At 69.8% G+C, this 19,040-nt stretch carries 12 protein-coding genes and 3 pseudogenes; 11 read left to right on the plus strand and 4 right to left on the minus strand.

The window, feature by feature from the left end:
• Positions 1 to 1,234 precede the first annotated feature (1,234 nt).
• The 3 genes from OG199_RS44470 to OG199_RS44480 all read left to right on the plus strand — a co-directional run bounded on the left by OG199_RS44470 (position 1,235) and on the right by OG199_RS44480 (position 5,644).
• Positions 1,235 to 2,068, plus strand: a complete 834-nt coding sequence (locus OG199_RS44470; RefSeq protein ID WP_331728070.1) for an alpha/beta hydrolase — start codon at positions 1,235 to 1,237, stop codon at positions 2,066 to 2,068.
• A 126-nt stretch (positions 2,069 to 2,194) separates the two neighbouring features.
• The gene (locus tag OG199_RS44475) at positions 2,195 to 4,915 is read left to right on the plus strand and encodes an AAA family ATPase (RefSeq protein ID WP_331728072.1); all 2,721 of its coding nucleotides are present in this window, start codon (positions 2,195 to 2,197) and stop codon (positions 4,913 to 4,915) included.
• Between the two features lie 69 nt (positions 4,916 to 4,984).
• A complete protein-coding gene (locus tag OG199_RS44480) occupies positions 4,985 to 5,644 on the plus strand; it encodes an NAD(P)H-binding protein (RefSeq protein WP_331728074.1) in 660 nt (219 codons plus the stop codon).
• On the opposite strand, the pseudogene OG199_RS44485 reads toward OG199_RS44480, so the two are convergent.
• Together OG199_RS44485 and OG199_RS44490 are read right to left on the minus strand one after the other, a co-directional pair.
• A pseudogene (locus OG199_RS44485) lies at positions 5,637 to 6,200 on the minus strand (RNA polymerase sigma factor); the annotation flags it as partial. The gene OG199_RS44480 and the pseudogene OG199_RS44485 sit on opposite strands and share 8 nt — an antisense overlap.
• Positions 6,201 to 6,416: 216 nt before the next feature.
• Positions 6,417 to 6,689: a hypothetical protein gene (locus OG199_RS44490; protein WP_331728076.1), complete on the minus strand. Its 273-nt coding sequence runs from the start codon at positions 6,687 to 6,689 to the stop codon at positions 6,417 to 6,419.
• A gap of 313 nt (positions 6,690 to 7,002) precedes the next feature.
• Between OG199_RS44490 and OG199_RS44495 the strand changes: the two genes are divergently transcribed.
• Positions 7,003 to 7,485 (plus strand): hypothetical protein, encoded by a 483-nt coding sequence (locus OG199_RS44495; protein ID WP_331728079.1) that lies wholly within the window; start codon positions 7,003 to 7,005, stop codon positions 7,483 to 7,485.
• A 10-nt stretch (positions 7,486 to 7,495) separates the two neighbouring features.
• Here the strand turns inward: OG199_RS44495 and OG199_RS44500 are convergent.
• A pseudogene (locus OG199_RS44500) lies at positions 7,496 to 7,979 on the minus strand (SDR family NAD(P)-dependent oxidoreductase); the annotation flags it as partial.
• A 200-nt stretch (positions 7,980 to 8,179) separates the two neighbouring features.
• Here OG199_RS44500 and OG199_RS44505 point away from each other — a divergent pair.
• From OG199_RS44505 to OG199_RS44530, 6 genes and pseudogenes are all read left to right on the plus strand, one after another.
• Entirely contained in the window at positions 8,180 to 8,653 is a 474-nt protein-coding gene (locus OG199_RS44505; RefSeq protein ID WP_331728082.1) for a DNA starvation/stationary phase protection protein, read from the plus strand.
• 150 nt (positions 8,654 to 8,803) lie between these two features.
• Positions 8,804 to 10,906, plus strand: coding sequence for a transketolase (gene tkt, locus OG199_RS44510; protein WP_331728085.1), 2,103 nt, complete (start codon positions 8,804 to 8,806; stop codon positions 10,904 to 10,906).
• 325 nt (positions 10,907 to 11,231) lie between these two features.
• Positions 11,232 to 11,480: a DUF2630 family protein gene (locus OG199_RS44515; RefSeq protein ID WP_331728089.1), complete on the plus strand. Its 249-nt coding sequence runs from the start codon at positions 11,232 to 11,234 to the stop codon at positions 11,478 to 11,480.
• A gap of 14 nt (positions 11,481 to 11,494) precedes the next feature.
• Positions 11,495 to 13,024, plus strand: coding sequence for a glucose-6-phosphate dehydrogenase (gene zwf, locus OG199_RS44520; protein ID WP_331728093.1), 1,530 nt, complete (start codon positions 11,495 to 11,497; stop codon positions 13,022 to 13,024).
• Entirely contained in the window at positions 13,021 to 13,941 is a 921-nt protein-coding gene (gene opcA / locus OG199_RS44525) for a glucose-6-phosphate dehydrogenase assembly protein OpcA (RefSeq protein ID WP_331728097.1), read from the plus strand. The genes zwf and opcA overlap by 4 nt, the downstream gene beginning before the upstream one ends.
• 54 nt (positions 13,942 to 13,995) lie before the next feature.
• Positions 13,996 to 14,583 (plus strand): annotated as a pseudogene (locus tag OG199_RS44530) (histidine phosphatase family protein); the annotation flags it as partial.
• 355 nt (positions 14,584 to 14,938) lie between these two features.
• Here OG199_RS44530 and OG199_RS44535 read toward each other — a convergent pair.
• Positions 14,939 to 16,327 (minus strand): FAD-dependent oxidoreductase, encoded by a 1,389-nt coding sequence (locus tag OG199_RS44535; protein WP_331728100.1) that lies wholly within the window; start codon positions 16,325 to 16,327, stop codon positions 14,939 to 14,941.
• A 550-nt stretch (positions 16,328 to 16,877) separates the two neighbouring features.
• Between OG199_RS44535 and OG199_RS44540 the strand changes: the two genes are divergently transcribed.
• On the plus strand, positions 16,878 to 18,935 hold the full coding sequence (locus OG199_RS44540) for a BTAD domain-containing putative transcriptional regulator (protein WP_331728103.1): 2,058 nt from the start codon (positions 16,878 to 16,880) through the stop codon (positions 18,933 to 18,935).
• The last annotated feature ends 105 nt before the right edge of the window (positions 18,936 to 19,040 follow it).

Here is a 19,040-nt window from a genome sequence, read left to right on the forward strand (position 1 = left end):
GGCGACCAGGAAAGATGCGACGTTAGCCGTCGCTGTAGAGCGTGGCGTCCACGACGGTGGTCAGGCAGATCCTGCAGCTCAGCGAGCCGTTTACCACATGACGGCGCACGCGAATCAGACATCAGCGTGTTGTTCTTCTGCGAGCCCTTGGTACCGCCCTGTTCCCGGCCGGATGGCGACCTGCCCGGTGGTGAGCACCTCGCCGGTGCGTGACCGGTCCGAGGTTTTCGCTCGGTTCCGCCCGAGTGCCACCGCTTGGTGACCGCCGACAAGCTGATCCGGCCGCACTGGACGCTGTCAACGCCGCTGAAACAATCAACTCGGCCGGACGGAGCGCACGTTGTCCTGGGGCAAGGCCTGAAGGGACAGACGGTGGAATCTGCGAGGACATGATCGTATGCATCATTTCTCCTCGTCACCCCGCGCCAGAAGGACAGCCGATCCCTCAGCGGTGAACGCTGTCTTTCCCGAAGCGGCGGTAACGCAGACTTTTCCAGGTCAACACTGACGGAGTCCACCGGTACGTCCTGGGCAACATCCACCTGCGCACCCTGGACGGCCGCCGTCCACGGCACGGAGTTCTCGGCGGTCGCGAAGGACGCGGTGCGGGCCGTCGTATGCATGCCCGACGCCCGACCAGAGACGTCGAACCCGGCCTCGCGGCTCCTGGCGGAGCTACGGGACGCCGTCCTCCTGCCCGACCGAGCGGGCACAAGAACCGCTGCGCTCCCGGATAAGGTCGAGTGGCAGCGGCTCGACGGGGGCCGGACCGCGGTGACCCACGCTCTGCAGGCACTCGACCCGAGCACCTGCGCGCTCGTCATGGAGCTTCCCCGCAGACCGTCGGTGTCCGGGACGACGGCCGGCTCCTGCCCGACGACGCCACCATCTTCGGGGACGACACCGTCGTCGCCCTGTTCGACGGGACAGGCGTACCGATCAGACACCTCGACAACGTGACGGGTCCCTCCCACACCGGCACCACCCGGCCGCAGGCCGTGACCGGCGTCCAGGTCGCTGACGCAACCAGCATCCACAACCGGGCCACCGAAGAAATCGCCACCGAGGACATCGACGGGTCCGGCCGAGACGTACCTAGGAGGCGTGTCGAAACGGGGAGAGGGAAGGGCCTGTCCTACGGTCAAATGGCCGATGGCCAGGCTCCAACGGACGGGCACACTCGACCTTGTTCATGCGTTCTCCGTGCCGCCCTCCACCATGATGAAGGATCGAGATGTACGTCGACGAGCCCAACCAGGCCATCGAGGCCGCCAACGGAGTGCGATACGCCTATCGCCGCTCCGGGCCCTCCGGCGCTCCCTCGCTCGTGTTGCTCTCGCACTTCCGTGGGACGCTGGACAGTTGGGATCCCGCGCTCGTCGACGCCCTCGCCGTCGAGCACGACGTGATCGCCTTCGACAGCGCCGGCGTGGGGCTCAGCAGCGGATGGCCCTGCCGGACCGTCCGTGACCTGGCTGCTGACACCCTGGTCTTCCTGGAGGCCCTGGACGTGCGGCAGCCCGACCTGCTGGGTTACTCGATGGGCGGGTTCGTCGCGCAAGAACTGGCTCTGCTGCGTCCTCACTCCGTGCGCCGTTTGGTCCTCGCGGCCACGGCTCCCCGAGGAGGCCCCGGCATACACGGCTACCCGGACGACGTCCTCGCGCATGTCGGCGTGGACAGGCGCGGGGTCCAGGACTACCTCTACACCTTCTTCAACCACACCGAGACGAGCCAGCGCAGTGGTCTGGAGTTCGTGGGCCGCTACATCGAACGCGAGCATGACCGAGACGCGCCGGTCTCGGCGGCGGTCTGGGCCGCACAGTACGAAGCCGTGGTCGAGTGGGGCGTCCCCGACCACGGAGCCCTGGAGCGACTGGCGGCCGTCGACCACCCGGTGTTCGTGGCAGGAGGCGGCAACGACCTGGTCGTACCCCCGCGCGCGTTGCATCTCCTGAGCGCTGCGCTGCCGAACGCAAAGCTGAAAGTGTACCCCGATTCCGGTCACGGTTTTCTCTTCCAGCACCACCGGCAGTTCACGGAAGACGTGTTGGCGTTCCTGCGCTGAGTGGCTGGATATGTTTCTTCGACGACCTAAGTCAGCTGACATATGTGTTTGCTGCCAACTGCAAGCAGGATTCATCCTACCGTCCGGGCACCGTGCCCCCCCGGTTTTGGAGGAGCCTTGTCTCTGGTGGGTCGCACGTCCGAGCTGAGTGTTCTGGAAGAGGTGTTGGTAGAGGCCAGCGTCGGGGGCAGGGCCCTGCTGCTCGAAGGCGACCCGGGAGTCGGTAAGACCGCCCTCCTGGAGGCCCTTGCCGCCTGTGCCCGGAACCACGGAGCGCCCATCCTGCGCGTGGTCGGGGTGGAGACGGAACAGGAGCTGGCGTTCTCCGCCCTGCACCAGCTGCTGTACCCGCTTCTCGACCAACTGCCCAGGATCCCTGCCTTCCAGGGTCAGGTGCTGGAACAGGCGCTGTCCATCCGTGAGGGTTCACCCCCCGGCCGGCTCGCCATATCCGCCGCCGCCTTGGCGCTGTTGCAGGTGGTGGCCAAGGAAGGCCCCGTTTGCGTCGTGGCCGACGATGCGCACTGGATCGACCAGTCCAGTGCCGAGGTGCTGCTCTTCATGGCGCGCAGGCTGACCGGCTGCCGGGTGGCGTTCGTCATGGCCGCCCGCAGCGGGTGGAACGGTTTCGTCGATCCGGCCGGTCTGCCCATACTCACCCTGTCGCCCCTGGACGCCGGGGATGCGCGGACCTTGCTCGAACACCGTCATCCGGGACTCGCGGAGACGACTCGGCGACGGTTGCTCGACGAGGCCGAGGGCAACCCATTGGCGCTGATCGAGCTGCCGCAGCAACTCAGCGCGGCACAGCGCCGCGGCGAAGAGTCGCTCCCCGTCAACCTGCCGCTCAGCGCGCGCCTGGAGAGTGTCTTCGCCGACCGGATCCGACTGCTCACCCCGACGATCCGGTTCCTCCTCCTCCTGGTCGCGCTCGACGGACAGCGCGGCAACCTCCAGCTGATCCGGGAGGCATGGGCAACCACGGGGGAGCAGTGGGAGGACACGCTTCTGGAGGACAGCGAAGCCAGCGGGCTGGTCCGCATACACCAGATGGACGACAAGGTGGCCTTCTACCATCCCATGGTCCGTTCGTGCCTCGTCTACATGTCATCGGCGGGCCGGCGGCGAGCCGCTCACCGCGCGCTGGCCGCCGTGCTGGGCGACGCGCCCGACCGGCGTGCCTGGCACCTGGCCCACGCGGCGGAAGGTCCGGACGAAGCGGTTGCGCTGGAACTCACCCAGGCTGCCGAGAGTGCTCTGGCGCGGGCCGGAGCGGCAGAGGCGGCGGCGGCCTATCGCCGGGCGGCCGAACTCAGTCCCCACCGCGAGGCTCGCGCCCGGCGCCTGGAGGAAGCGGCCTTCGCCGCCGGGATCAGCGGCCAGCTGGAGGCAGCCAGCGAGCTGGTCGCCGCGGGCTCGGCGGAGACCCTGCGCGGAGCGGTGGCCGCCGCCTACGTCCTCTTCCACCGGGACGGGGACAGCGACGCGGTGTTCCGCTTCCTGCTCCCGGTGCTGCGGCAGGGCCCCCGCGGTGACCGCCCCGAAGACCTGGCGGCCTACGACGACGCCTTCTACGTCCTGCTCAACTGCGCCGTGTGGGCAGGTCGGCAGGATCTGTGGCCGTCCGTCTACGAAGTCCTCGACCATGTGTCGGCGATGGCACGCATGTGTTTCGACTGTGTCGCCGATCCGGCGCGCACCGCGCACGACGTGCGAGAACGCCTCGACCGGGCCACGGCGGAGCTGCCCGCCAACACCCCCTTCTGGCGGGTGAACTGGCTGATCTACACCGCCCTGTATCTGGACTGCTTCAGCTACTACGACAGCGTGTGGCGCGACTTCGTTGGACATGATGCCTACGACAGCCAGCGCTTCGTTCTGCTGGCCCGCGCCCACGACTCGTACATGCGAGGCGACTGGGACACCACCCTGACGCTCGCTGGCGAAGGCAACAGCGACGCGGCGGGGCACGGATACAACTTCACTCACATACTCTTCACGTACGGACTGGCCTCCGTCGCCGCCGGGCGCGGTGACGAGGAGGCGCTGCGCAGGCATTGCGATGTCATCGAGGCATGGGCCGGCCCCAGGAAGTTCCAGCTGATGCTGGCAGCGGTGAACGAAGCCCGTGCCCGGGCTGCCATCGGCCGGGGCGACTTCGAGGAGGCATACCAGCAGGCCGCAGTGGTGACCCCGCCCGGGGTGCTGCCAGCGCACTACCCCCACGCGCAGCGTGTCTTCCTCGATCTGGTTGAGTCCGCCGTGCGCACCGGGCGGATCGACGAGGCACGTGCTCACGTCGCAGCCGGCCGGCAGGCGCGCCTGGACGTCATATCACCGCATCACGCGGTCATCCTCGCCGGCGCAGCCGCGGTGGCCGCGCCCGACGAGGAAGCCAGGGAACTCTACGAGGCCGCCCTGGCCATCCCGGACGCCGCACTGTGGTCCCACGAGTACGCCCGGCTGCGTCTACTCTACGGCGAGTGGCTGCGCCGGCGCCGGGACTACACGGCCTCGCGCGTTCACCTCGGGGCGGCCCTGGAAATGTTCGAGCACCACCTGAAGGCCCCGCTGTGGGCTCAGCGCGCGCGCGACGAGCTGCGAGCGGCGGGTGTCACCGTGGGTGTCTCGGAGGGCTGGGACGCGGCTCTGATGAGTGCCCAGGAGCGTCGGATCGCCGAACTGGCGGCCGGTGGGCTGTCGAACAAGGAAATCGGGCGCAAGCTCAACATCTCACCGCGTACCGCGGGGTCCCACTTGTATAAGGTCTTTCCCAAACTGGGCGTCACGTCCCGCGCGGCATTGCGCGACGCCCTGGCCGAGCTCGACCGACGTGGTAAACCGTGACGGCCCGGGGGGCCGCCCAGGGTGATCGAAGTGAAGTGCCGGCAGGCACCGGAACCAAGGGAGCGGAACATGCGAGTTGCGATTGCCGGAGGGCACGGGCAGATCGCCCTGCGCCTCGAACGTCTGTTGTCAGCGCGTGGTGACGACGTCATCGGGTTCATTCGCCGCGCCGAGCAGGCAGCCGACCTGCGTGCTGCGGGAGCCGTGCCCGTGGTGTGCGATCTCGAAAAGGCGTCGGTCGCGGATGTCGCGGCCCACCTGTCGGGGGTGGACGCGGTGGTCTTCGCGGCGGGTGCCGGGCCTGCCAGTGGTGCGTCGCGCAAGGACACCGTCGACCGGGCGGCCGCCGTCCTGTTCGCCGACGCCGCGGAGGCGGCGGGGGTGCCCCGTTACCTGATGATCTCCGGGAAAGGCGTCGGCACCGAACCCCCGGCCGGTACCGACCCTGTGTTCGCCGTCTATCTGAAGGCAAAGGCGGAGGCCGACGCCGACCTGCGCGCCCGGGTGGGACTGGCCTGGACCATCCTCCAGCCGGGGCCGCTGACCGACGAGCTGGCCACCGGGCGTGTCACTCTCGCGGAGTCCACTCCCCGCGGTGACGTCTCCCGCGACGATGTGGCACTCGTCCTGAAAGCGCTGCTGGACGAGCCGGGCGTGGCGGGTCGCACCCTGGAACTGGTCGGCGGCGACACTCCCGTGGCTGACGCCGTGCGCGCGGCAGCGAGTTAAGCTGCTTCTTCATACGTTGCACCCGTACCGCGGCACGCCGGCCCGACAGGCCCAGCGCGGCCGCGAGTTCGGCGCGTCGCAGCTCGCCGGTCTCCTCCAGCCACCACAGGGACAGCAGATCCTGATTGTCCTGGTCGAGCCAGCGGGTGGCCACCGCGACCTCGCGGCGCTGCTCGGTCAGACCGAGGCGCAAGGTGGTGAGTCCGGCGAAGTCCAGGGCGGGATCCGCGATCGTGTCCGCATCCCTCAGATCGATGTCGCGTTCCCGGGCGGCGGCCCGTGACCGCACGTGTTCTTGGGCGTGCCGGATGGTGATGGCCACCAGCCAGGACCGGAAGGCACCGGGATCCCGCAGCGTCGGCAGTCCCCGCACCATGCGCAACAGCGTCTCCTGAACGACGTCGTCCACGTCAGCATGACCGTTCAGCGCCCGGCCGACGATGTTGTACACCAGGGAGAGGCACTCGGCGACCACGGCCGCCAGCGCCTGTGTGTCTCCGGCCTGTGCAGCAGCCACCACCCCGCTGTCGGGGCCGCGCCGGTGGTTCCTGCGCATATGGCTCCATTCCCTCAAATGTGGCGCCCGCCGGGTCGACGGACGCGCCTCTGCTCAGGGAGACGAACATTGACCGCTTCCACTACAGAAATTCGGCGGCGACGCCGGACACCGCAGGAGTTCCGGGCCGCGCCGCGCCCGAGGTCGGGCTCCGGTCGGACTGGGGTACGGCTTTCCCGGGCGGGGCGTTGCCACCGGCCGCCCGGGAAAGCGGCGTCAGTCGGCGCAGGGGACCAGCAGGCCCGCCAGGTTCCACTCGTCCACGCGCTGCATGAGCTCTTGGTGGATCACCGCGGGGTTCAACCCCCACACACCCGCAAGACGGTCGGCCGCGGCGTGCGCGTTCCCGCCCTGCTCCTGCAGCGCGAGCCACATCGCGGTGGCCTCGGGCGGACACAGCGACCAGTTGCCGCCCGGAGCGTGAAAGAGCATCTCTCCGCTTTCCAGAATGGTGAGCAACACCCCGGACACGGGACGGAACCTGGGCATGTCGTCTAGCTCTTCTCGTCCGTTCACGTGGGGTGGAGACGCGTACGGGGCGCGGCTGCGCTGCGCCGGGACCACGGTCCCCGCTGTCAGGAATCACGGAACACGTGGTCTCCGGCTTCACACCAGTATCACACGTGTGAGTATTGAACCCCGTGCCCGATCGTTCTCGTGTCTCAGTTGAGGTGCTCTCCGGCTCGGGGAGGTCTCCGCCTGCCGCCTGGCGGTGTTTCGTGACCACCGATCGGTGAAGGGACGGCATGTGTCCTCTTGTGTGATCTTCCGCGGCACCGCCTCCTTCAGGCGGTGACCGGGGATGCCGGATGACTGGCTGGACGAAGCAGCCGAGGTGCCTCTGGGCTGGCTGGCCGCTGAGGGGACTGCCTGGTGGCTGCTGGAGTGCGGGGATGTGTGCTGGCCGTGGTCGCCCTTCGAATGCCGTGCCACGCACGAGGTGTTGGCCCTCACCGCTCTGCTGACGGTGCCGATGGGGCACGCCGGACCGTCCCCCGGTCGGCGGCTGCCGGATCTGCGGAAGTTGGTCGAGGACGACCGCGCGTGGGCCCGATGGTGTGCGGAGAGTCTGGTCTCTCCTCAGGCCCAGTTCTCTCCTGCCGATCTGGCCGTCGCGGTCATGACCTGGCAGCGGCTGGTCCAGCCGCACGGGCTGGGACAGGAGGCGGACCCATGGGATCTGACGGCATCGTCCCCTCCGCTCATCAGCTTCCAGGTCGGTGTCAGAGGGGCCCGCCGACTGCTGGACGACCTGCTCCAGCGCTGGTACGGCTACCTGCCCTGAGTGATAGCGGCTACTTCGCCAGTTGCGGGTAGAGAGTGGCGAGGTCCTTGAACAGGCCGCCTGCACATGGCGGGTCACGTCGTCGGCCAGCACCTCGTACCTCGTACGCATCGGGCTCACGCCGTCCAGCGCGAGTGCCGCGACGTCGTGTGGGGAGGACTTCGCGGCCTCGATGTTCGGCGTCATGTCGGTGTCCACGTAGCCCACGTGCAGTTCGGTGACGGAGATGCCGCGGGGCTGGAGCGCGAGACGGAGCGAGTTGGTCTGCGCCCACAGTGCGGCCTTGGACGCGCTGTAGGATCCGGCGACCGCCAGCCAGGACAGCACCGAGTAGACGGTCAGGATGTGGCTCCCGCCGTTACGCTCGGCTCGATGAGCGGTACGAACGCACGGGTCACCAGCAGTGGTCCGAAGAAGTTGGTTTCCAGCTCGCGGCGCACGTCGTCGACTGGGGAGTCGAGGAAGGAGGCACCCATCGAGACACCCGCGTTGTGTCCCGTCTCGCCGGGACATCCCGTCGGCTGCCGGCGTCGTCGTAAGTCAAACGACGGATCAGCGCAGTCGGAGGGCCGCCAAGAATGAGGGCACAGGCCCCGGTTACGGCTGCACGAGTCAGCCGCCGGGAGAGGTGTTCTCCACCGGACAGGACTTCCACGTCGATGCCGGACGGAGACGTACGACGAAGGAACGCAGCATGAGCATCATCTCCAGTCCGCTTCCCGAGACGGAACGCAAGGTGACCGGAGCCGCCCTGCAGGACACCCTCGTCGACCTGCTGGACCTGTCCCTGGTCGCCAAGCAGGCGCACTGGAACGTCTACGGTCCGCGTTTCCGCTCCATCCACCAGCAACTCGACGAAGTGGTCACCATCGCGCGTGACTATGCCGACCAGGTCGCCGAGCGTGCGGCCGCGCTGGGAATCAGCCCCGATGGGCGGGCGGGAAGCATCACCGTCGGTAGCGGCCTCCCCGGCTTCGAGGCCGGCTGGATCGCGGACAGCGCCGCGGTGGAAGCGCTGGTCCAGGCATTCTCGGTGCTCATCGACCGCGTGCGCGCCCGCATCGAGCACACCGGTCAGTCCGACCCCGTGACCCAGGACCTGCTGATCGGGCTGACCGCCGAACTCGAGAAGCAGAGCTGGATGTTCCAGGCGGAGAACCGCAGCTGACGCGGGCGGCGGGAGGCGCTCCGCCGCCGGACGGATGTGACGTGCCACCGGCACGCGGACCGGTTTGGGTCCGAGTCGCCCGCACCGACATCCCGGCGCGCCGCGCCAGCCGTGGTCGGCCTTCATAGCAGACAAGATCGAGGAGAGACGATGCCTTCCACGCCGCCCCACCTTGACTGGACCGAGTTGGACCAGCGTGCCGTGGACACTGCCCGCGTCCTGGCCGCCGACGCCGTACAGAAGGTCGGCAACGGCCATCCGGGTACGGCGATGAGCCTGGCGCCGGCGGCGTACACCCTCTTCCAGAAGGTGATGCGGCACGACCCGTCCGACCCCGACTGGGTGGGCCGCGACCGTTTCGTGCTGTCCGCCGGTCACTCGTCGCTGACCCTCTACACGCAGCTCTACCTGGCCGGCTTCGGCCTGGAGCTGGAAGACCTGGAGTCCTTCCGGACCTGGGGCTCGAAGACCCCGGGCCACCCGGAGTACGGCCACACCAAGGGCGTGGAGACCACCACGGGACCGCTCGGCCAGGGTGTCGCCAACGCCGTCGGCATGGCCATGGCCGCCCGCTACGAGCGCGGCCTGTTCGACCCGGACGCGCCGCAGGGCGAGTCCCCCTTCGACCACTTCATCTACTGCATCGCCGGTGACGGCTGCCTCCAGGAGGGTATCTCCGCCGAGGCGTCCTCGATGGCCGGCCACCAGAAGCTCGGCAACCTGGTCCTGCTGTGGGACGACAACCACATCTCGATCGAGGGCGACACCGAGACGGCCGTCTCCGAGGACACCGTCAAGCGCTTCGAGGCGTACGGCTGGCACGTCCAGCGCATCGCCCCGAAGCCGGACGGCGACCTGGACCCGCACGCCATCTACAACGCGATCGAGGCCGCGAAGAAGGTGACGGACAAGCCGTCCTTCATCGCGATGCGCTCGATCATCGCCTGGCCTGCCCCGCACGCGCAGAACACCGAGGCCGCCCACGGCTCGGCGCTCGGCGAGGACGAGGTCGCGGCCACCAAGCGAGTCCTTGGCTTCGACCCGGAGAAGTCCTTCGACGTCGCCGAGGAGGTCCTCGCCCACACCCGCCAGGCCGGCGAGCGCGGTGCCGCCGCCAAGGCCGAGTGGGAGAAGTCGTTCCAGCTGTGGCGTGACAGCAACGCCGAGCGGGCCGCCGAGTTCGACCGCATGGCCGCGGCCGAGCTGCCCAAGGGCTGGGAGGAGAAGATCCCGGTCTTCGAGCCCGGCAAGGGCGTCGCCACCCGCGCGGCCTCGGGCAAGGTGATCCAGGCGCTCGGTGCCGTGATCCCGGAGCTGTGGGGCGGTTCCGCCGACCTCGCCGGGTCGAACAACACGACCATCGACAAAGACAGCTCGTTCCTGCCGGCGGACAACCCGCTGCCGGGTGCGAACCCCTACGGCCGCACCATCCACTTCGGTATCCGCGAGCACTCCATGGCCGCGGAGATGAACGGCATCACCCTGCACGGCAACACCCGTGTCTACGGCGGTACGTTCCTCGTCTTCTCCGACTACATGCGCAACGCCGTGCGGCTGTCGGCGCTGATGCACCTGCCGGTGACGTACGTGTGGACGCACGATTCCATCGGTCTCGGCGAGGACGGCCCGACGCACCAGCCGGTCGAGCACCTCGCCTCGCTGCGCGCCATCCCCGGTCTGAACGTGGTCCGCCCGGCGGACGCCAACGAGACCGCGATCGCCTGGCGCGAGATCCTCAGGCGCTACACCAAGGTCTTCGGCAAGGGCGCTCCGCACGGCCTGGCGCTGACCCGCCAGGGCGTGCCGGTGTACGAGTCCAACGAGGACACGGTCAAGGGTGGTTACGTCCTCTTCGAGGCCTCGAACGGCACCCCCGAGGTCATCCTCATCGCCACCGGCTCCGAGGTGCACGTCGCCGTCGAGGCGCGCGGGCAACTGGAGGCCGACGGCGTGCCCACCCGGGTCGTCTCCATGCCGTGCGTGGAGTGGTTCGAGGAGCAGGACCAGGGGTACCGGGACAGCGTGCTGCCGCCGTCCGTCAGGGCACGGGTGTCGGTCGAAGCGGGTATCGGCCTCACCTGGCACAAGTACGTCGGGGACGCCGGCCGCATCGTTTCTCTGGAGCACTTCGGTGCTTCCGCCGACGGCAAGGTGCTCTTCCGCGAGTTCGGCTTCACTGCCGAGAACGTGGCCGCCAAGGCCCGGGAATCCATCGCCGCCGCCCAGCGGTTCACCGCTGCCGGGAAGAGGTGACCCTCTTGACCTCTCAACCCGGGCAGCCTGTCGGCCGCGAGGGTCGGGAGCCTGCTCTTGCAGAGGGCGGTTTCGCAGGCGACGGCCACTGCCAGCAGGGCTCCTACCTCTCGCCCGCAAGGCGGCCGTCGAAGAGACCATTCGTTTGACCAATACGGCCGACGTCCGCGGCGCCGCCGACACCCTGCACCCGGTCCAGTCAGGACGTCACCACCGCGAGAGCGACCGACCTGCTGAAGTCCACCCAGGCGGAGTTGCCATTCCACCGGAATGACTCCCGTGCGGACGGCCACCGTCGAACAACGCGAAGAAGGAGCGACACGATATGGACGAGAACCAGGAGATCCTGCACCGGATCACGGAAATGGCCGAGGAGGAACGGTCGTTGCGTGACTCCCTGGGAGCAGGCGACGGAGACGGTGACGCCGAGCGGGCCCGTCTCGGGGACCTGGAACGCGAGTTGGACCAGTGCTGGGATCTGCTGCGGCAGCGCAAGGCCATGACAGAGTTCGGGCAGAACCCCGACGACGCGCAGGCCCGGCCGCAGTCCGTGGTCGAGCACTACGTGTCCTGACGGCGGATCCGCAGATGAGAGGCATCGACAGCAATCCGCTTCGTGATTCCGCAGACCGACGGCTCCCGCGTATCGCGGGGCCGTCGGGCCTGGTGATCTTCGGGGTCACGGGTGACCTGTCGCGCAAGAAGCTGATGCCCGCGGTCTACGACCTCGCCAACCGGGGTCTGCTGCCGCCGGGCTTCTCCCTGGTCGGCTTCGCCCGCCGCGAGTGGGCCAACGAGGACTTCGCCGCCGAGGTCCACGACGCCGTCAAGGAACACGCCCGCACCCCGTTCCGCGAGGAGGTCTGGCAGCAGCTCATCCAGGGGATGCGCTTCGTCCAGGGCACCTTCGACGACGACGACGCCTTCGAGCGGCTCCGCTCCACCATCGAGGAGCTGGACAAGGCGCAGGGCACCGGAGGCAACTTCGCCTTCTACCTGTCCGTCCCGCCGCGGTCCTTCCCGGTCGTCATCCAGCAGCTGAAGAAGCACGGCCTAGCGGACCAGAGCAGCGGCTCCTGGCGGCGCGCGGTCATCGAGAAGCCCTTCGGCCACGACCTGAAGTCGGCCGAGGCGCTCAACAAGGTCGTGCACGAGGTGTTCGAACCGGACCAGGTGTTCCGGATCGACCACTACCTCGGCAAGGAGACCGTCCAGAACATCCTGGCGCTGCGTTTCGCCAACACCATGTTCGAGCCGATCTGGAACCGGTCCTTCGTGGACCACGTGCAGATCACCATGGCCGAGGACATCGGTATCGGCGGCCGCGCCGGCTACTACGACGGCATCGGTGCCGCCCGTGACGTCATCCAGAACCACCTGCTCCAGCTGATGGCCCTGACCGCGATGGAGGAGCCCGCCTCCTTCGACGCGGACGCGCTGGCCGCCGAGAAGGAGAAGGCGCTCGGCGCCGTACGGCTGCCGGACGACCTGGGCAAGCACACCGTGCGCGGCCAGTACGCGGCTGGCTGGCAGGGCGGCGAGAAGGTCACCGGCTACCTCCAAGAGGACGGCATCGACGGCAAGTCGAAGACCGACACCTACGCCGCGGTCAAGGTCGAGATCGACAACCGCCGCTGGGCGGGTGTCCCCTTCTACCTGCGCACCGGCAAGCGTCTGGGCCGCCGCGTCACCGAGATCGCGGTGGTCTTCCAGCGGGCCCCGCACTCCCCCTTCGACCACACGGCGACGGAGGAGCTGGGCCAGAACGCGATCGTCATCCGCGTCCAGCCCGACGAGGGCATCACGGTCCGCTTCGGCTCCAAGGTGCCCGGCACCTCGATGGAGATCCGGGACGTGTCGATGGACTTCGCCTACGGCGAGTCGTTCACCGAGTCCTCGCCGGAGGCTTACGAGCGGCTGATCCTGGACGTGCTGCTGGGCGACGCCAACCTCTTCCCGCGCACGGAGGAGGTCGAGCTGTCCTGGAAGATCCTCGACCCGATCGAGCAGTACTGGGACCAGCACGGCAGGCCCGCCCAGTACCCGTCGGGCACCTGGGGTCCCGCCGAGGCCGACGAGATGCTCGCACTAGACGGACGGAGCTGGCGCCGGCCATGAAGACAGACCTGACGGACACCACGGCAAGCAAGATCAACGCAGCACTGATCGACGGCCGCAGGGCCACGGGCGCGCCCGCTGTCGGCATGGTCCTGACCCTCGTCATCGTCACCGACGAGGAGAACGCCTACGACGCTCTCAAGACGGCCAACGACGCCTCGCGCGAGCACCCCTCGCGCACCCTCGTGGTCATCCGGCGGCACACCTCCCACGGCCCCCGCCCGTGGTCCGGCTCCCGGCTGGACGCCGAGGTGCTGCTCGGCGCGGAGGGTGAGACGGTGGTGCTGCGCACATACGGTGAGGCCGCCGACCATGCCGACTCGGTGGTGCTGCCGCTCCTGCTGCCGGACGCCCCGGTGGTCGTGTGGTGGCCGGTGGCCGCCCCCGACGACCCGGTGAAAGACCCCCTCGGTGCGCTGGCCCAGCGCAGGATCACGGACCTGTATACCGCCGAGCGCCCACTGGAGGTCCTTCGGACCCGAGCGCTCTCCTATGCGCCCGGTGACACGGATCTGGCCTGGACCCGGCTGACCCTGTGGCGGTCGATGCTGGCCGCCGCTATGGACCAGGCCCGGGAGAAGGTGACGTCGGCGGCCGTCGAGGCCGAGGCGGATAACCCGAGCGCCGAGTTGCTGGCGCGCTGGCTGGGCGCCCGGCTGGGTGTCCCGGTGGACCGGGTGGTGACCGGCGGGCCGTTCGTCACGGCCGTACGGCTGGGCACGGAGCACGGCGAGATCGTCGTCGACCGGCCCGCGGGACCGCTGGCCACGCTGACCCTGCCGGGCCAGCCGCCGCGCACCCTCGCCCTGAAGGTCCGCCCCACCTCCGAACTCATCGCCGAGGAGCTGCGCCGCCTCGACGCCGATGAGATGTACGCCACCGCCCTGCAGGGCGAGGCCGTCAAAGTAAACGTCTGAGATGGCCCAGTCAGCGTTCGGCGGCCACGCCGTAGAGCGGGCCAGGTGACCGGGGTGGGCGAGCTGCTGCTGGTACGGCACGGGGAGACCGGGTGGACGCTCTCGCGCCGGCACACCAGCTTCACCGACGCGCCCCTCACAGAGCACGGGAGCGGCAGGCCCGAGCCCTCGCGCCGCTGCTGGCAGGGCGCCGGATCAGCAAGGTGCTGGTCAGCCCCTCGCAACGGGCGCTTCGCACGGCGGCCCTGGCAGGGCTGGCGGACTGGACCGAGGACGCGGACCTCCGCGAATGGAACTACGGAGGCTACGAGGGCGTCACCACCGCGGAAATCCACCGCGCGCGGCCGGACCGGAACCTGTGGACCGAGGGCACGCCCGCGACACCCCACGGCCGGCCTGGGGAGAGCCCCGGCACGGTGGCGGCACGCGCCGACCGTGTGCTCGTCCGGGTCGCGGAGTCGCTGCGTGCCGCGGACTCCGCCGATGTGGTGCTGGTCGCCCACGGCCATCTGCTGCGGGTCCTGACCGCCCGGTACCTGGGTCTGCCGCCCGCCGCAGGGGGGCCTGTTCATCCTGGACACCGGAGCGCTGTCCAGGATGGGCAGCGAGCACGGCCGGCCGGCGCTGATGGCCTGGAACGTCACGGACGCGTCGACCGGAGCGAGCGAGCACGGCTCGTGGCGACGGGGTGCGGCTGACCCCGTGTGCCGGTGCAGGGACCGAAGGGATCGTCGTGTGAGATCACGGCAGAATCTGTGGTCCCTGCGCGACGCTATGCCCGGGCTTGGGTCGCTTGAGTCGCTGTCCTGTGAGCGTGCAAGCTCTGACCTGCGGTTTCGCAGTCTCCTGAGTTCATCGACCGAAGAGTAGCTCGGTCGCTGAACTCAGGGGACAGCTTGTTTCCGGGCGCCTGGCTGCACGCTGGCCGGGCTTTTGATCCCTTTTTGCGCGGCGCCGACGTGTGGGGGACGGCCGATGTCCGCCCCCCACACGCACCTCAGTCCACCCAGCTGGTGAACAGTGCGTTCAGTCCCTCGGCCATGGTCGGATGCGCGATGATTCCGTCCCGGAGCCGGGTGAAGGGCAGGCCGGCCCACATGGCCGTCTGCACCACGGTGAGGACTTCGGAGGAGTCGGGGCCGAGCAGGGCCACGCCCAGAATCTCCTCGGTGTTCCGGTCCACGATCGCCTTCCACAGGCCACGGGTCTCGCGCATGGTGCGGGCCCGCGGAATGGCCTTGACGGGCAGCCTGGCGACCCGGATGTCGCGGCCCGTGGCGCGAGCCTGCTCCTCGGTCAGTCCCACCCGGGCCAGTTCCGGGTCGGTGAAGAGGTTCCACGGGACCAGGCGCCCGGTGGTGCTGCGCGTACCGCCCGTGATGTTCTCCTTCACGATGCGGTAGTCGTCCAGCGAGACATGCGTGAACTGCGGACTGCCCGCCACGTCCCCCACCGCCCAGGTGTGCGGGGCGTCGGTGGCAAGGGTGTCGTCCACGCGCACGAAGCCGCGCTCGTCGATCCGCACCCCCGCCGCGCCCAGACCCAGATCGCGGGTCACCGGGTCGCGCCCCGTGGCCGCGAGCACGTCGTCGGCGACGAGAATCCGGCCGTCCTCGAGTACAAGGCGCACGGCATCCTCGTCGCGGGCGGCCTCCTTGACGGTGACACCCGCGAGCACCTCGACCCCGTCCTCACGCAGGCACTCGGCGAGCACCCCGGAGATGTCGCCGTCCTCCCGCGGCAGCAGACGCCGATTGCGGTCGAGCACCGTGACCCGGCTTCCGAAAGCCGCGAACATCTGCGCGAACTCCAGGCCGACGTAGCCCCCGCCGATCACCACGAGGCGCTCCGGGATGCGCTCCAGATTCATGATCGTTTCGCTGGTCAGCGGTTCCACATCGGCCAGCCCCGGCACCGAAGGCATGTGCGGAACCGTGCCGGTGTTGATCACGACGTCCGTGCCGCGCACCACCCGGCGTCCGCCGTCGTTCAGGTCGATCTCGACCGTCCGCTCCGCCACGAAGCGCGCCGTACCGAGGACGAGGTCCATCCCGCTGTCCAGGAACTGGCGATGGTTGAGGTCCACCATGTCCGCGACCACGCCCTCCTTGTGGGAGCGCAGCATGTGCAGGTCGACCTCGAGCTTGCCGAGGCTCAGTCCCAGCGACTGGGCGGCGGCGGCCCGGCGGGCGAGCCGGGAGCTCGTCACCAGGGACTTGGTGGGGATGCACGCCACATTGATACAGGTGCCCCCGATCATGCCGCGCTCGACCATGACGACTCTGCGACCGGCTCGCGCGAGATCCATGGCAAGGGTCTTTCCCGCCTTACCGCCGCCCACCACCAGCAGGTCGACGTCCTCAACGACGTCCTGGGAATCGATCATGACTGTGCGTCCTCCTCAGAGGTGAACCGGTTGTGGACGGCGGTGACCCGGAGCCACGCCGTGCACGGGCCCGGTTACCCCCACTCCGTAGGATCGCCTTGTCCCGGACGCCTGGCATCCGTCGATTGACTTGTGTTCCGGCGTCAGCTGTCCTGACCGGCCGCCGGACCGGCCCGCACCAGGCCTCTTTCGCCGGGGGAGCCCGTCGGGCACCGTGCCCGCCCCGGCTGCTCGCCGCGCCCGCCCGGTCCCGGCCGACGTACGAGGCTCTCCGAGCGGGGGTGAGTCATCCGACCGATGCCCGATGTCGTGGCGGACCCTAGGTTTGTCCCGCGGGACCGGCCGGATGGCGCATCTGCCCGGGTCCCGTCGTGCGGGCGCTCCTGGTTGCCCGGATACGGGCCGCGGCGCGCCGAGGTCCGCCGGTCCGGCCCGGGAGTGCCCGCACCGTGACGAGCGTCCGTGCCGCACTGTCGCCACGGCCGGGTCCGATGGCGGGCCGGCACCCAGCGGGATGCCGAGGCCCGCGCAGGAACGAGTGGAGACCGCCATGATCACAGCACACCCCACCGCGGGGAGCGACCCGCGCGGTGACGACGTCCGCTTCCGCGTCCTCGGTCCGGTACGCGCATGGCGGGCGGGCGCGGAGTTGCCACTCGGTCCCCGCCAGCAGCGACTCGTCCTGGCGGCGCTGCTGGCCCGGGCGGGACGTCCCGTCTCACTGACGGAACTGGTGGCCCTCCTCTGGGAGGAAGACCCGCCCCGCAGCGCGGCCAACGCGGTGCACCGGTACGTGGGTGTGCTGCGGCGCCTGCTCGAACCGGGGCTGCCGGCTAGGGCGCCCGGAAGGTGGCTCGTACGGCAGGGCGGCGGCTACCTGATGCGGGTAGGCCCGGACCAACTCGACCTGCTGGCGTTCCGCGCCTCGCTGCGACGGGCTCGGGCCGCGGTCACCGCGGGAAGCACGCAAGAGGCGGTGAGCTGGTTCTGCGCGGCGCTGGAGCAGTGGCAGGGACGGTGTGCGGCCGATCTGGAGGCCGCCGTGGGCGATCACCCGCTGTTCGCCACCCTGGAGTTCGAGATCGTCGCGGCGGTGACGGAGGCGGCGGACGCCGCGCTGCGCAGCGCTGCTCCTGCTTCCGTCCTGCCGGCCGTGCGCCAGGCGGCGCAGCGTCACCCCCTGGACGAGCGGCTGCAGGCGCGGCTGATGCTCCTGCTCGCCTCGGACGGCAAACAGGCCGAGGCGTTGCTGATGTACCGGCGTGTGAGCACCGTGCTGAGGGACGAACTCGGTGTGGAGCCGGGGGTGGAGCTGCGTGCCGCGCACAAGTACGTCCTGCGCGGCCAGGCGGAAGGCCCCCGTCCTTCGCAGGCCACCGCGACGGATTCGGACACTACGGTGCGCTGGAACGCCGCGGTGGGAACGGGTGCGGGTATCGACGTACGACCGGGGCCCGCCATGGAAGAGGAGCCCCGGACCCCGCCACTGGTGCACCCGGTGCCTGCTCAACTGCCGGCGGACCTGCCCTGCTTCACCGGGCGGGAACACGCCATGAAGCAGGCACTGGATCTCGCCGGGGAGACGGGCGGAGCCCTGCCCGTGCTGGCGATCGACGGCATGCCCGGGGTCGGCAAGACCGCTCTGGCGGTGCGCCTGGCCCACCGGGTGGCGCCGCGTTTCCCGGACGGCCAGTTGTTCGCCGACCTCGGTGGCTTCACGTCCGGCAAGGGCCCGTCGGACCCGGGCGCGGTGCTGTACGGGTTCCTGGAGGCACTGGGTCTGCCGCGGGGGCGCATCCCCGAGACGACGGACTCCCGGGCGGCTCTGTTCCGCAGTGTGCTGGCCACCCGCAGGGTTCTGGTCGTGCTGGACAACGTTCTCGACGTGGAGCAGGTGCGCCCGCTGCTGCCGGGTGCCTCGCAGTGCATGGTGGTGATCACCAGCCGCCGGCGGCTGAGCGGACTCGCCGCAGCCCTCGGGGCCCGGCTGACCGGTCTGGACGTGCCCTCCGGCACGGAGGCGATCAGGTGCTTCCTGCAACGGGTCGGCGTCGGCCGCCCCGACGCGGACGCCGGTGCGGTCAAGGAGATCGTCGAACTGTGCGGCCGCCTGCCCCTCGCCCTGAGCATCGTGGCCGCCCGCGTGCTGGGCCGTCCGGACCAGCCGCTGAGCCGGATGGCTGTCGAACTGGCCGCGGCCGGTGAAGGACTCGACGGGTTCAGCGACGACGACCGCGGCAACGACCTGCGTGCCGTCTTCTCCTGGTCCTACCGCACGCTGGGTCCCGACGCGGCGCGGATCTTCCGTCTGCTGCCCTCGCACCGGACGGCCGAGTTCGGCACCGGGGAGCTGGCGGCCGCGGCGGGTCTGTCGCTCCAGGCGGCGACCGTGGCCCTGGGGGAACTCGTACGCACCCGGCTTCTGACCTCCGTACGGCGTGACCGGTACGGAGCACATCGCTTGGTCATCGCCTACGCCGCTGAACTCGACCGCGCGGTGCGGCAGCGGCCCGCAGGAGTTCCGCGTGCGAACGTCCGTCGGGCCACGGAGCACCTGGAGGTGACCCAACCCGGCAGGGACGACGCGCGCATCATGACGGCCGCGTGAGCGGTGTTCCGGGCACCCGGGACGCCGACCGGACCGGCCCGGGACGCCGACCGGACCGGCCCGGGGTGCCGCTGGCCGGCACCCCGACGGGCGCTCGTGCTGCCT

It is taken from the genome of Streptomyces sp. NBC_01176 (genome assembly GCF_045039825.1).
Lineage (GTDB): Bacteria > Actinomycetota > Actinomycetes > Streptomycetales > Streptomycetaceae > Streptomyces.